This is a genomic window from Pseudomonas sp. DL (genome assembly GCF_047199225.1).
Lineage (GTDB): Bacteria > Pseudomonadota > Gammaproteobacteria > Pseudomonadales > Pseudomonadaceae > Pseudomonas > Pseudomonas aeruginosa.
On sequence record NZ_CP178323.1, the window covers coordinates 4,194,501 to 4,207,503 of the forward strand.

The window sequence follows — 13,003 nt, forward strand, 5'->3', positions numbered from 1 at the left end:
CGTTTCCCCCCGTCCTGGATGCGCCGATGAAGCACGCACACCTCATCGTTCCCCGTACCCTGGTCGCCGGCAGCGCGTCCGGCGAACTGCTGTACGCACCGACCGGCCTGAGCTTCTGGGGCGGCGTCGACCCGCGCAGCGCGGAAGTGATCGACCGTCACCACCCGCTCAGCGGCCGCCATCTGCACGGCAGGCTGCTGGCGATTCCCGGTGGGCGCGGCTCCTGCACCGGCAGCAGCGTACTGCTGGAACTGATCCTCGGCGGACGTGCGCCGGCGGCGATCCTCCTGCGCGAACCGGACGAAATCCTCGCCCTCGGCGCGATAGTCGCCGAGGAACTGTTCGGCCGCTCGCTACCCATCGCCTGTCTCGGCGAGCGCTTCGACGAACTCGCCGCCTATCCCTGGGCGCGCCTGGCCGACGGTCGCCTGGAACTCCACCGCGATGCCCCGCCGCCGCTGGAGGCCCGGCCCGCCGAAGCGCTGGCGACCGATGCCGGCCCGCGACTGGACGCCTTCGACCAGGCCCTGCTCGCCGGCGAACACGGCGAAGCCGCGCGCCTGGCGATGCGCATCGTCCTGCGCATGGCGGCGTTGCAGGGCGCGCAACGGCTGGTCGAGATCCAGCGCGCGCACATCGACGCTTGCATCTACACCGGCCCGGCCGGCCTGCGCTTCGCCGAGACCCTGCGCGACCTCGGTGCCCGGGTGCGGGTACCGACCACCCTCAACGCCATCTCCGTGGACCAGCGCCGCTGGCGCGAACAGGGCGTACCCGCCACCCTCGGCGAGCCGGCCGCGGCCCTGGCCCAGGCTTATCTCGACATGGGCGCGCAGCCCAGCTTCACCTGCGCGCCCTACCTGCTCGACGACAGCGCGCGGGCCGGCGAACAGATCGTCTGGGCCGAGTCCAACGCGGTGCTCTTCGCCAACAGCGTGCTCGGCGCACGCACCAACAAGTACGCCGACTTCATGGATATCTGCTGCGCCCTCACCGGTCGCGCGCCGCTGGCCGGCTGCCACCTCGACGAGCAGCGCCAGGCGCGGGTACTGATCGAAGTGGAAGACCTCGGCAGCGTCGACGATGCCTTCTACCCGACCCTCGGCTACCTCTGCGGCCTGCTCTGCGACGGACAGATCCCGGCGATCGACGGCCTGCGGCAGCGGCAGCCGGACCACGACGCGCTCAAGGCCTTCGGCGCGGCGCTGGGCACCAGTTCCTCGGTGCCGATGTTCCACGTCATCGGCGTCACCCCGGAAGCCCCTGACCTGGCCAGCGCCTTCGGCGGCCGCGCGCCGCGGCGGACCCTGCGGGTCGGTCGCGAGCGCCTGCGCGACGCCTGGCGCGAGCTGGACAGCGCCGACGAGACGCGGATCGACCTGGTGGCGCTGGGCAACCCGCACTTCTCCGCCAGCGAATTCGCCCAGCTCGCCGCGCTCTGCCACGGCCGCCGCAGACACCCGGAGGTAGCGCTGGTGATCACCAGCAGCCGGCAGGTCGTCGCCCAGGCCGAAGCGGCCGGGCACCTGGCGACGCTGCAGGCGTTCGGCGCGCGGCTGGTCACCGACACCTGCTGGTGCATGCTCGACGAACCGCTGGTGCCGCCGGGCGCGCGCACCCTGATGACCAACTCCGCCAAGTATGCCCACTACGCCCCCGGACTGGTCAGCCGCCAGGTGCGCTTCGCCGGCCTCGCCGGCTGCGTCGAGGCCGCCGTCGGCGGACGGGCCCCCGCCGGGCTGCCCGCCTGGCTGAGCGAGGACTGCTGATGTTCGACTACACCTTCCACTGGCGCTCGGCGTTCAACGCCCTGCCGGAGATGCTCGCCGGCAGCCTGGTGACGCTCCAGGTCACCGCGCTGTCGATGCTCTTCGGCATCCTCATCGCCCTGCTCCTGGCCTTCGCCCGGCTCGGCGGCAACCGCCCGCTGCGCGCCGCCGCCGGAGCCTGGATCTCCATCGCGCGGAATACCCCGGCGCTGTTCCAGATCTACATCCTCTACTTCGGCCTGGGCTCCTTCGGCCTGCACGTCAGTTCCTGGTTCGCCCTGCTCGCCGGGGTCACCTTCAACAACGCCGGCTACCTCGCCGAGACCTTCCGCGGCGGCCTCCAGGCGGTGCCCGAGACCCAGTTGCGGGCGGCCCGCTCGCTGGGCATGAGCGCTCCGCAGGCCTATCGCCTGGTGGTGATCCCGCAGCTGCTGCGGGTGGTGTTCTACCCGCTGACCAACCAGTTGGTCTGGGCCATGCTGATGACCTCCCTCGGCGTGGTGGTGGGCCTGACCGACGACCTCACCGGCGTCACCCAGGCACTCAACGTCAAGACCTTCCGCACCTTCGAATACTTCGCCCTGGCCGCCGTCCTCTACTTCGCCATGGCCAAGCTGCTGGTGCTGGCCGCCCGCCTGCTGGGCTGGCGCCTGTTCCGTTACTGAGGGGAATGCCGTGTTCACCACCAGCCTCACCGCCAACGACCTGCTGTTCCTCCTGCAAGGCGCCTGGACCACCCTCGCCATCACCGCCATGGCGATGCTGATCGGCACCCTGCTGGGTGTCGTCTTCGGCCTGCTCCGCGCCCTGCTGCCACGCGCCAGCCTGCCGCTGGCGGCGCTGCTCGACGTATTCCGCAGCGTGCCGCTGCTGATCCAGTTCGTCCTGCTCAATTCCTTCAAGAGCATCCTCGGCCTCGACTGGAGCGCCTTCGCCGTGGCCTGCCTGGTGCTCGGCGTGTACGCCGCCGCCTACTGCACCGAGGTGGTCCGCGGCGGCGTCCTCTCGGTACCGCCGAGCGTGCGCCGGGCGGCGCGTTCGCTGGGCCTGAGCTATCGCCAGGACCTGTTCCACATCGTCCTGCCGATGGCCGCCCGGGTGGCCTTCCCCGGTTGGGTCAACCTGACCCTGTCGGTGATGAAGGACACCTCGCTGGTGCTCTGGATCGGCATCGTCGAACTGCTGCGCGCCTCGCAGACCATCGTCACGCGCATCCAGGAACCGCTCTTCGTGCTCTGCATCGCGGGGCTCGTCTATTACCTCATGAGCTGGGTGGTCGCGCGACTCGGCGCCCGGCTGGAACGGAGATGGCAGCAATGATCGAGATCAGCGACGTGCACAAGGCCTACGGCCAGTTCGAGGTGGTCAAGGGTGTCGACCTGAGGGTGGACAAGGGCGAGGTGCTGTCGATCATCGGCGGCTCCGGTTCCGGCAAGTCGACCCTGCTGATGTGCATCAACGGCCTGGAGCCGATCCAGCGCGGCAGCATCCGCGTCGACGGCATCGACGTGCATGCCCGCGGTACCGACCTCAACCGCCTGCGGCGGAAGATCGGCATCGTCTTCCAGCAGTGGAACGCCTTCCCCCACCTGACCGTGCTGGAAAACGTCATGCTCGCGCCGCGCAAGGTGCTCGGCAAGAGCCGCGCCGAAGCCGAGGCGATGGCGCTGAAGCAACTCACCCACGTCGGTCTCGGCGACAAGCTCAAGGTCTTCCCCCAGCGCCTTTCCGGCGGCCAGCAACAGCGCATGGCGATCGCCCGGGCGCTGGCGATGTCGCCGGACTACATGCTGTTCGACGAAGCCACCTCGGCGCTCGACCCGCAGTTGGTCGGCGAGGTGCTGGACACCATGCGCCTGCTCGCCGAGGAAGGCATGACCATGGTCCTGGTCACCCACGAGATCCGCTTCGCCCGCGACGTGTCCGACCGGGTGGCGTTCTTCCGCAATGGCCTGGTCCACGAGATCGGCACCCCCGACCAGGTGATCGGCAACCCGCAGCGGCCGGAGACGGTGGAATTCCTCCGCTCGGTGCTCTGAGCCCGCCCCCGCACAGGAGATAGCCATGCGTTCGCAGCGGATCGTCCACATCGTCAGTTGCCATGCCGAAGGCGAGGTCGGCGACGTGATCGTCGGCGGCGTCGCCGCGCCGCCCGGCGCCACCCTCTGGGAACAGTCGCGCTGGATCGCCAGAGACCAGGACCTGCGCAACTTCGTCCTCAACGAACCGCGCGGCGGAGTGTTCCGCCACGCCAATCTGCTGGTGCCGGCCAAGGACCCGCGCGCGCAGATGGGCTGGATCATCATGGAGCCGGCCGACACCCCGCCGATGTCTGGTTCCAATTCGCTGTGCGTGGCCACCGTACTGCTCGACAGCGGCATCCTGCCGATGCGCGAACCGCTGACCCGGCTGCTGCTGGAAGCGCCGGGCGGGCTGATCGAGGCCCGCGCGGAATGCCGCGACGGCAAGGCCGAGCGGGTGGAAATCCGCAACGTGCCGTCGTTCGCCGACCGCCTCGACGCCTGGATCGAAGTCGAGGGCCTCGGCTCGCTGCAGGTCGACACCGCCTACGGCGGCGACAGCTTCGTCATCGCCGACGCCCGGCGCCTGGGCTTCGCCCTGCGCGCCGACGAGGCCGCCGAGCTGGTCGCCACCGGCTTGAAGATCACCCACGCGGCCAACGAACAACTGGGCTTCCGCCACCCGACCAACCCGGACTGGGACCATCTGTCCTTCTGCCAGCTGGCCGCGCCGCCGGAGCGCCGCGACGGTGTCCTCGGCGCGAGCAACGCGGTGGTCATCCGCCCCGGCAAGATCGACCGCTCGCCCTGCGGCACCGGCTGCTCGGCGCGGATGGCGGTGCTCCAGGCGAAAGGCCAGCTGCGGGTCGGCGAACGCTTCGTCGGGCGCTCCATCATCGGTTCGGAATTCCACTGCCACATCGAGTCGCTGACCGAACTCGGCGGCCGTTCGGCGATCCTCCCGTGCCTGTCCGGGCGGGCCTGGATCACCGGCATCCACCAGTACCTGCTCGACCCGGACGATCCCTGGCCGCAAGGCTATCGGCTGTCCGACACCTGGCCCGGCGGCCACTGCTGACCACCCCGCCCGACCGCAGGCAGCGGCCGGGCGGAAACCGATCCGGCGCGTACCGGATCGCCCACGACGGCGAACGCTGCCGTCGCCCTGTGACTCGGACCGCAGCGGTCCGATTGAATTCGTATACGAAATACGAAAAAAGGAGAAACCATGAGCAAGCACGTCAACTGGAGCGGCGTATTCCCCGCGGTCACCACCCAATTCAACGCCGATTTCTCGGTGAACCTGGAGGAAACCCACACGGTCATCTCCAACCTGGTGCGCGACGGCGTGTCCGGGCTGGTGGTATGCGGCAGCGTCGGCGAGAACACCTCGCTGACCATCGAGGAGAAGATGGCCGTCACCGAGGTCGCCAAGGATGCCTCCGGCGGCCGCGTGCCGGTGATCTGCGGGATCGCCGAGTTCACCAGCGCCGGCGCGGCGAAGGTGGCCAAGGCGGTGGAGCGGGTCGGCGTCGACGGCATCATGGTGATGCCGGCGCTGGTCTATTCCTCCAAGCCGCACGAGACCGCCGAGCATTTCCGCAGCGTGGCCAGCGGCACCGACCTGCCGGTGATGGTCTACAACAACCCGCCGATCTACCGGAACGACGTCACCCCGGACATCCTGGTTTCCCTGGCCGACTGCGAGAACATCGTCTGCTTCAAGGACAGCTCCGGCGACACCCGCCGCTTCATCGACGTACGCAACCAGGTGGGCGAGCGCTTCATCCTCTTCGCCGGGCTCGACGACGTGGTCCTGGAAAGCGTGGCGGTGGGTGCCCAGGGCTGGATCTCGGGAATGTCCAACGTGTTCCCGAAGGAAGGCGAGACCATCTTCCGCCTGGCCAGGGCCGGGCGCTTCGCCGAGGCGATGCCGATCTACGAGTGGCTGATGCCGATCCTCCATCTCGACGCCCGTCCCGACCTGGTGCAGTGCATCAAGCTCTGCGAGCAACTCGCCGGTCGCGGCAGCGCCCTCACCCGTCCACCGCGCCTGGCCCTGCGCGGCGCCGATCGCGAGCACGTCGAGCGGATCATGGCCAAGGCCCTGGCCAGCCGGCCGGCGCTGCCGGACGTCGGCTTGTAGCCGACGCCCCGCCCTCGCCGCCTCGCTCCCCGGGGAGCGGCCGGCGAGGGCCAGCGGCAGAGCATTCCGTCCACCGTCCCCAGGGAGGCCCCATGCCCAGCATCCTCGGTCACAACTACGTTGGCGGCGCTCGCAGCGCCGCCGGCAACCTCATCCTGCGCAGCCTCGACGCCGACAGCGGCGAAGCGCTGCCCTACGCCTTCGTCCAGGCCACCGAGGCGGAGGTCGACGCCGCCGCCCGCGCCGCCGAACGCGCCTATCCACACTACCGGCAACTGTCCGCCACGCGCCGCGCCGGATTCCTCGAGGCGATCGCCTCGCGCCTCGACGCCCTGGGCGACGACTTCGTCGCCCTGGTCCGTCGCGAGACCGCGCTGCCCGCCGCACGTATCGAGGGCGAACGGACACGTACCGCCAACCAGTTGCGGCTGTTCGCCGAAGTCCTGCGGCGTGGCGACTTCCACGGCGCGCGCATCGACCGTGGACAACCCGGGCGTACCCCGCCGCGCCCCGACCTGCGCCAGTGGCGAATCGGTCTCGGCCCGGTGGCAGTGTTCGGTGCCAGCAACTTCCCGCTGGCCTTTTCCACCGCCGGCGGCGACAGCGCCGCCGCCCTGGCCGCCGGCTGCCCGGTGGTGGTCAAGGCCCACGGCGGACACATGGCCACAGCCGAATGCGTGGCCGACGCGATCCTCCAGGCGGCGGCCGACAGCGGCATGCCGGCCGGGGTATTCAACATGGTCTACGGCAGCGGCGTCGGCGAGGCGCTGGTGCGCCATCCGGCCATCCGCGCGGTCGGCTTCACCGGTTCGCTCAAGGGCGGGCGCGCACTGTGCGACCTGGCAGCGGCGCGGCCGCAGCCGATCCCGGTGTTCGCCGAGATGAGCAGCATCAATCCGCTGGTGGTGCTCCCCGAAGCCCTGCGCCGGCGCGGCCGGCAGGTGGCGGAGGAGCTGGCCGCCTCGGTGACGCTCGGCTGCGGCCAGTTCTGCACCAAGCCGGGCCTGGTGCTTGGCCTGCGCTCCCCCGGCTTCGACGCCTTCGTCGCGGCCCTGGGCGAGGCACTGGCCGCCAGGCCGGCACAGAGCATGCTCAACGCCGGTACCTTGCGCAGCTATGTCGAAGGACTGCAACGCCTGGAGCGCCATCCCGGCATCCGGCGCCTGGCCGGCGCGCCACAGGAAGGACGGCAGGCCCATCCGCAGTTGTTCAAGGCCGACGTGGGCCTGTTGCTGGAAGGCGACGAACTGCTCCAGGAAGAGGTGTTCGGCCCGGCCACCGTGGTCGTCGAGGCGGCCGACGAGGAACAGCTTGCCCGCGCGCTGGACAACCTGCACGGCCAGTTGTCGGCTACCGTGATCGGCGAAGCGGACGACCTCGCGGCGTTCGCCGGGCTGGTCCCGCTGCTCGAACGCAAGGCCGGGCGCCTGCTATTCAACGGCTATCCGACCGGCGTCGAGGTGTGCGACGCCATGGTCCACGGCGGCCCCTACCCGGCCACCTCCGACGCTCGCGGCACCTCGGTGGGAACCCTGGCCATCGAGCGTTTCCTGCGCCCGCTGTGCTACCAGGACTACCCCGACAGCCTGCTCCCGGACGCCCTGAAGAACGCCAACCCGCTGGGCCTGCTGCGCCTGGTCGATGGCCGGAGCACGCGCGAGGCGCTGGATTGAGCACGCCTGGGAGCCTGGATGGCGGATAGCGCCGTTGGCGCTATCCGCCCTACGCAGTCGTCCTCGTTGCGCCACGCTGTCCGGTCGGCCCCTCGCCTTGCGCTCACTCCAGCAACGCCAGCAGCTCCCGGTGCAACGCCTCGGGAATCGTCACACCGTCCCTGGCGCTGCGTTCGCGCGCTTCGAAGCGTCGCTGCGAGGGCAAGCGCGCGCCCTGTTCGACGATGCCTTCGAACAGCGTCTCGGCGCGCGCCAGGTGCTCCTCCGCCGAGGCGCCGAGCATGCGCCGCGGATCGATGGCGATCAGCAGTTCGCCACCGTAGGGAGAAGAACGGCTGCCCTCGTCGTAGGCCAGCGACTCGGCACTGGTCAGGTCGCCGATCAGCGGACCGGCGAGCAGTTCGACCATCGCCGCCAGGGCCGAGCCCTTGTGCCCGCCGAAAGTGAGCATGGCGCCTCGCAACGCGGCGCTGGCATCGGTGGTCGGCTCGCCCTGCTCGTCCACCCCCCAGCCCAGCGGGATTGGCTTGCCGGCGCGTTCGTGCAACTGGATCTCGCCACGCGCCACGGCGCTGGTGGCGAAGTCGAAGACGAACGGCGGGCCGTCCGGACGCGGCCAGCCAAAGGCGATCGGGTTGGTGCCGAAGATCGGCTTGCGTCCGCCCGCCGGCGCCACCCAGGCATGACTCGGCGTGGTCGCCAGGGCCACCAGGCCCGCCTCGGTGAGTGCCTCGACCTCAACCCATAGCGCGGAGAAATGCACACAGCGGTTTACCGCCATCGCCGCGATACCCTGGCTGCGGGCCTTCTCCAGCAGATGCGGCAGCCCCAGCCGGAATGCGCACTGGGAGAACCCGCCATGGGCGTCGACCCGCAGCAGGCCGGGAGCGATGTCGTGCAGTTCCGGCTCGGCGTCGGCGGATACCTTGCCGGCCTTCAGGGTGGCGATGCAGCCGAGCAACCGCCAGATACCGTGGGACGCGCATTCGTCACGCTCCCCCGCCACCAGGGTATCGGCCACCGCCTGTACATGGGCTTCGCTGAAAGCGTGCCGGCGCAGGATGCGCACGGCCAGCTCGCGGACCTCGTCCAGCGTCATTCGGATCACGGGCTTCTCCTTGTTCGACCAATCCCTAGGGTGGCCTGCCGCGACAGCCTTCTCTTGACCTCAATCGACCCGGAGCATGCCGAAAACGGCACAACCGGCGAAAACTTACAGAAAATTCCTAGCAATCATGTAAGGCAATTCCAAATAGCCCCGCAGCCCCTCAAGAAACCCTTCCGCGCCCCGCTACAGGACCAAGCACCTTCCCACAGCCCGGTCGGAGACCACCCCATGCTTCTTCGTCGTATCGCCATCACCCCACGCGCCGTCATCGGCTTCGCCATCCTCGCCTCGCTGCTGGTGGCGCTCGGCCTCTTCGCGCACAACCGCATGGGTTCGCTGAACCGCGCCGCCAAGGATATCGGCGAGGTCTGGCTGCCCAGCGTCGAAGCCTCGGCCCAGCTCAGCGGCCTGATGAGCGAACTGCGCCTCGGCGAGATGAACCACGTGCTGCTGCACGACGCCACGCGCATGCGCCAGCAGGAACAACGGATGGACGAGGTCATCGCTACCCTCGCCAGGGTGGAAAGGGAATACCGCCCCTTGCTGGTCCTGGACGAGGAGCGCGCGTTGCTCGACCAGTTCGTCCAGCGCCAGCAGGAATACCTCGAAGGACACGCCGCCCTGCTCGCGCTGTCCCGTGACAACCGTACCGACGAAGCCAGCGTGCTGATGGGCGGGGCCCAGTTGCAGCGCTACGAGCAGGTGCAGCGGACCCTGAAGCAACTCATCGCCCTCGACCGCGAGGCCGCCCGCGCCTCCACCGCCGAAGCCGCCGATGTCTACTCCCGGGCCTCCACCGCGATCCTCGCGGTGCTGCTGGTGGCCCTGGCGGCCAGCGTGACGATCGCCTGGCTGCTGACCCGCAGCATCGTCGTGCCGATCCGCCAGGCGGTGTCCTGCGCCGACCGCATCGCGGCCCGCGACCTGACCGGCGAGATCGCCAGCGACGGCGACGACGAGCCGGCGCAACTGATGAAGGCCATGCGCAGCATGCAGGCCAGCCTGCACGACACCATCGAGCAGATCGGCGATTCCGCCGCGCTGCTGGCCGCCGCTGCCGAGCAACTGAACGCGGTGACCGAGGAAGGCAACCGGTCGCTGGCCCGGCAGAACGATGAGATCGAGATGGCCGCCACCGCGGTCAACGAAATGAGCGCGGCGGTCGAGGAGGTCGCGCGCAACGCCAGCTCCACCGCCGAGGCCTCCAGTCTCTCGGAACGGGCCGCCGGCAACGGCCGCGCACGGGTCGGACAGACCGTCCGCTCGATCCGCCAGATGAACGCCGAGATCGGCCAGACCGCGCGCCTGGTGGAAGGCCTGGCCAGCCAGGCGCAGGATATCGGCAAGGTGCTCGACGTGATCCGCGCCATCGCCGAGCAGACCAACCTCCTCGCCCTCAATGCCGCCATCGAGGCCGCCCGCGCCGGCGAGCAGGGCCGCGGATTCGCGGTGGTCGCCGACGAGGTGCGCGCCCTCGCCCACCGCACCCAGCAATCGACCCATGAGATCGAAGGCATGATCGCCAGCGTCCGCGAGGGCACCGACACCGCGGTGTCCGCGATGCGCGAGAACGACCAGCGCGCCCGGCAGATGCTCGACGAGGCCGAGGCCGCCGACCACGCCCTGGGCGAGATCGCCGAGCACGCCACGCGGATCAACGAGCGCACCCTGGTGATCGCCAGCGCTGCGGAGGAGCAGGCCCACGTCGCCCGCGAGGTCGATCGCAACCTGGTGAACATCCGCGACGTTGCCGTGCAGACCACCCAGGGCGCCGAGCAGACCCGCGGCGCCAGCCACGAGCTGTCGCGCCTGGCCAACGACCTCAAGGGCATGATCGGTCGCTTCGTGGTCTGACCCGCAAGCGAGCTAGGGCGTCGCGCGGCGCAGCACCAACTGCCCGCCGTCGCCCTTCTGCACCCGGTAGTCGCCCTCGCCCTGGCGACCGAGGAGCATCAGGGTCAGGCCGCCGCGTTCGAGCAGCGCGATCCCGGCCGGGGTAGGCCTCCAGGCGCGCGGCTCGCTGGGCAGCCAGCGCGTGAGGCAGGCGGTATCGCCGCCCAGGTCGTAGCCACTGGCTTCCGCCACTTCGCTGTCGCGCAGCTCCAGGTGGCAGATCGCGGGCGCCTCGTCCTGCTGCAGGGTCCATTGCCCGGCGAGATCGGAAGCGCTGAGAAGAATCAGACTGCTGGCCATACTGATACCTGTGCTGAAAAAACCGCAGAGCAAGCAAACCATCCTGGAGAGCTTCGCGCTTGCCGACATCGAGAGATCTCCTTCAAGCCTGGAACATCGGATAACACGGCGAACGCCGCCCGCCATCCTCGCTTCGAACGCCAGCGCGCGCCAGGCGCCGCGGGCCTCCGTTCGTCCGCCAGGCCGCCGGCCCACGGGCGCGCCACAGTTCACAACTTCGCTCCTGTGGAAGACACCTATCAATTCGAACAGTGCCCGGCCGGCCGAAGGGCCGCGGTTCGTACCGCCGCACCGAACCGCGCCCGCTTCAGCGCGTCAGACGACGATGTCGGCCTGGGTCGCCTGGCCGATCAGATTGATCGCGAAATCGGCATGGGCGTCCCCGCTGAAGTCGATCGCCAGGCTGCCGGCCTTGCTCGCCGCGTCGTAGGACAGGATCGCCTGGCCGGCCTTGCCGGCGAAGGCGTCGACGTATTGCAGCACCAGCCCGCCGTTGACGAAGGCATCCAGCCCGGACAGGTCGATCTTGTCCTGGCCGCTGACGAAGTCGCGCAGGGTATCCGGCGCCGCCGCGGAGGACTCGGCGATATCGCCGTAGACGAAGGTGTCGGCCCCCGCGCCGCCCCACAACTGGTCCGCGCCGAGGCCGCCGTAGAGGATGTCGTTGCCGGCGCCGCCCTTGAGCACGTTGGCCACGTCGTTGCCGATCAACAGGTCGCTACCCGAGCCGCCGATGGCGTTTTCCACGGTGACCCCGGCAGCGATCGACACATTGCCCTTCAACCCGCCGACATCGGACAGCGCCTTCTCGTTGAGGTTGATCTTCTGGTTCTGGCTGAAGCCGGAGAAGTCCAGGGTGTCGTTGCCGCCGGCGTCCCACACCGAGAACACCAGCTTGGAACTGGACGAGGTGGCGCTGTAGAAGTCGCGCTCGGTGTTGGAGTTGAAGCCGTACACCGTGTCGCCGGTGCGGGTGGTCAGGTTGGCCCCGTAGAGCTTCTGGATCGCCGCGATGTCGTCCAGCAGCGGTGCCGAGGAATAGGCGCCCTTGAAGTCCTGGCCGGTGTTCTGCTCTTCCCAGTAGCTCATCACCGAATAGGCGCGGGTGTCCTCGGCGTAGGTAGCGTCGGCGTAGGTGGGATCGCCCTCGCCGGCGTTGTAGTCGCCGGGGTGGCTCAGGCCCAGGGTATGGCCGATCTCGTGGGTCAGGGTCTGGCGTCCGTAGTTGCCGTTGGCCGGATTGACGTTGGCGCTGTAGCTGCTGTTGATCAGGTACCAGGATTGCCCCTTGAGCGCATCCGGTACATCCGGCAGGAAGGCGAACGCCGCACCGCCGACACTACTGCTGAAGTTGCCGAAGGTCAGGTCGCCCTGATCGCCCTGGCCGGCGTCGACGAAGTGGATATTGGTGACGTCCGACCAGGATTGCAGCGACAACTTGGCCTGGGCCTGCTGCTGCGCGGAAAAGGCGCTGAACTTGCCCAGCGAGTAGATATCGCTGACATACTTCCACGGCGTATTGAAGAAGTCGTTCGGTTTGGTCAGGAACGAATAGGACAGGGTCAGCACCGAGTCGCCCGGCGCTTTCTGCCAAGACGCCTGTTCGCGGAGGATCTGCTCCGCCGCCTGGTCGACGGTATAGGACGGATGGCCATTGACCAATTCGTCCCCGCCCCGCGCATAGGCATGCAGGAAGTTGTCTACCTGGGTATACGCATCGCTACGACCTTTCAATGCAAGAGAATTGCTGGACATTGTCATATCCCTTTAAGTTGTAAAGGAAATAACTCGGATACAATTATCGGATGGATAATTGCAGTTATCGGCCAGATCAGGCCGAAGTCCAAACTGACACAGCTCATTTTCCAATGTCCACAGGTTTCATGAAAAAAATTAAGCTGCACTTAAAGCATATGCACGAACGAATTCCGCATATATGAAATCATGCAGGAAAGATAAACTACCGAAGACACTGGAATATTATAAAAACCGTTTCATATAAATAGCGCCTTATTGAAAAAACAATTCCATGCGTATTGTTCGACCTCTGTCGACCCGCCCGGGACATCGACTTCACGCCAGGCGAACAATTG

Annotated in this window: 11 protein-coding genes; 8 read left to right on the forward strand and 3 right to left on the reverse strand. The window is 68.4% G+C overall.

The genetic code is table 11. The annotated features are described in order from the left end of the window. Window positions 1-26 precede the first annotated feature (26 nt). The 7 genes from ACI766_RS19455 to ACI766_RS19485 all read left to right on the forward strand — a co-directional run bounded on the left by ACI766_RS19455 (window position 27) and on the right by ACI766_RS19485 (window position 7,609). Complete coding sequence (locus tag ACI766_RS19455) at window positions 27-1,769, forward strand: aconitase family protein (RefSeq protein WP_023087644.1); 1,743 nt, start codon at window positions 27-29, stop codon at window positions 1,767-1,769. After that, a complete protein-coding gene (locus ACI766_RS19460; RefSeq protein WP_003082559.1) occupies window positions 1,769-2,434 on the forward strand; it encodes an amino acid ABC transporter permease in 666 nt (221 codons plus the stop codon). Before ACI766_RS19455 ends, ACI766_RS19460 begins: the two co-directional genes overlap by 1 nt. Window positions 2,435-2,444: 10 nt before the next feature. Continuing rightward, a complete protein-coding gene (locus ACI766_RS19465) occupies window positions 2,445-3,089 on the forward strand; it encodes an amino acid ABC transporter permease (RefSeq protein ID WP_003082557.1) in 645 nt (214 codons plus the stop codon). After that, window positions 3,086-3,808 (forward strand): amino acid ABC transporter ATP-binding protein, encoded by a 723-nt coding sequence (locus ACI766_RS19470; RefSeq protein ID WP_003082555.1) that lies wholly within the window; start codon window positions 3,086-3,088, stop codon window positions 3,806-3,808. The genes ACI766_RS19465 and ACI766_RS19470 overlap by 4 nt, the downstream gene beginning before the upstream one ends. Before the next feature lie 25 nt (window positions 3,809-3,833). Continuing rightward, complete coding sequence (locus tag ACI766_RS19475) at window positions 3,834-4,868, forward strand: trans-3-hydroxy-L-proline dehydratase (protein ID WP_014603149.1); 1,035 nt, start codon at window positions 3,834-3,836, stop codon at window positions 4,866-4,868. A 150-nt stretch (window positions 4,869-5,018) separates the two neighbouring features. Continuing rightward, a complete protein-coding gene (locus ACI766_RS19480) occupies window positions 5,019-5,936 on the forward strand; it encodes a dihydrodipicolinate synthase family protein (protein WP_003105052.1) in 918 nt (305 codons plus the stop codon). 92 nt (window positions 5,937-6,028) lie between these two features. Further along, a complete protein-coding gene (locus ACI766_RS19485; RefSeq protein ID WP_087823841.1) occupies window positions 6,029-7,609 on the forward strand; it encodes an aldehyde dehydrogenase (NADP(+)) in 1,581 nt (526 codons plus the stop codon). A 103-nt stretch (window positions 7,610-7,712) separates the two neighbouring features. Here ACI766_RS19485 and lhpD read toward each other — a convergent pair whose 3' ends face one another. After that, window positions 7,713-8,717 (reverse strand): bifunctional delta(1)-pyrroline-2-carboxylate/delta(1)-piperideine-2-carboxylate reductase, encoded by a 1,005-nt coding sequence (gene lhpD / locus ACI766_RS19490; RefSeq protein WP_003082545.1) that lies wholly within the window; start codon window positions 8,715-8,717, stop codon window positions 7,713-7,715. 228 nt (window positions 8,718-8,945) lie between these two features. Here lhpD and ACI766_RS19495 point away from each other — a divergent pair, with 228 nt between their 5' ends. Continuing rightward, a complete protein-coding gene (locus ACI766_RS19495; RefSeq protein ID WP_003082544.1) occupies window positions 8,946-10,571 on the forward strand; it encodes a methyl-accepting chemotaxis protein in 1,626 nt (541 codons plus the stop codon). 12 nt (window positions 10,572-10,583) lie between these two features. On the opposite strand, the gene aprI is transcribed toward ACI766_RS19495, so the two are convergent. Together aprI and aprA are read right to left on the reverse strand one after the other, a co-directional pair. Beyond that, the gene (gene aprI, locus ACI766_RS19500) at window positions 10,584-10,979 is read right to left on the reverse strand and encodes an alkaline proteinase inhibitor AprI (RefSeq protein WP_003082543.1); all 396 of its coding nucleotides are present in this window, start codon (window positions 10,977-10,979) and stop codon (window positions 10,584-10,586) included. Window positions 10,980-11,225: 246 nt separating this feature from the next. After that, complete coding sequence (gene aprA, locus ACI766_RS19505) at window positions 11,226-12,665, reverse strand: serralysin family metalloprotease AprA (protein ID WP_003082542.1); 1,440 nt, start codon at window positions 12,663-12,665, stop codon at window positions 11,226-11,228. Between the last annotated feature and the right edge of the window lie 338 nt (window positions 12,666-13,003).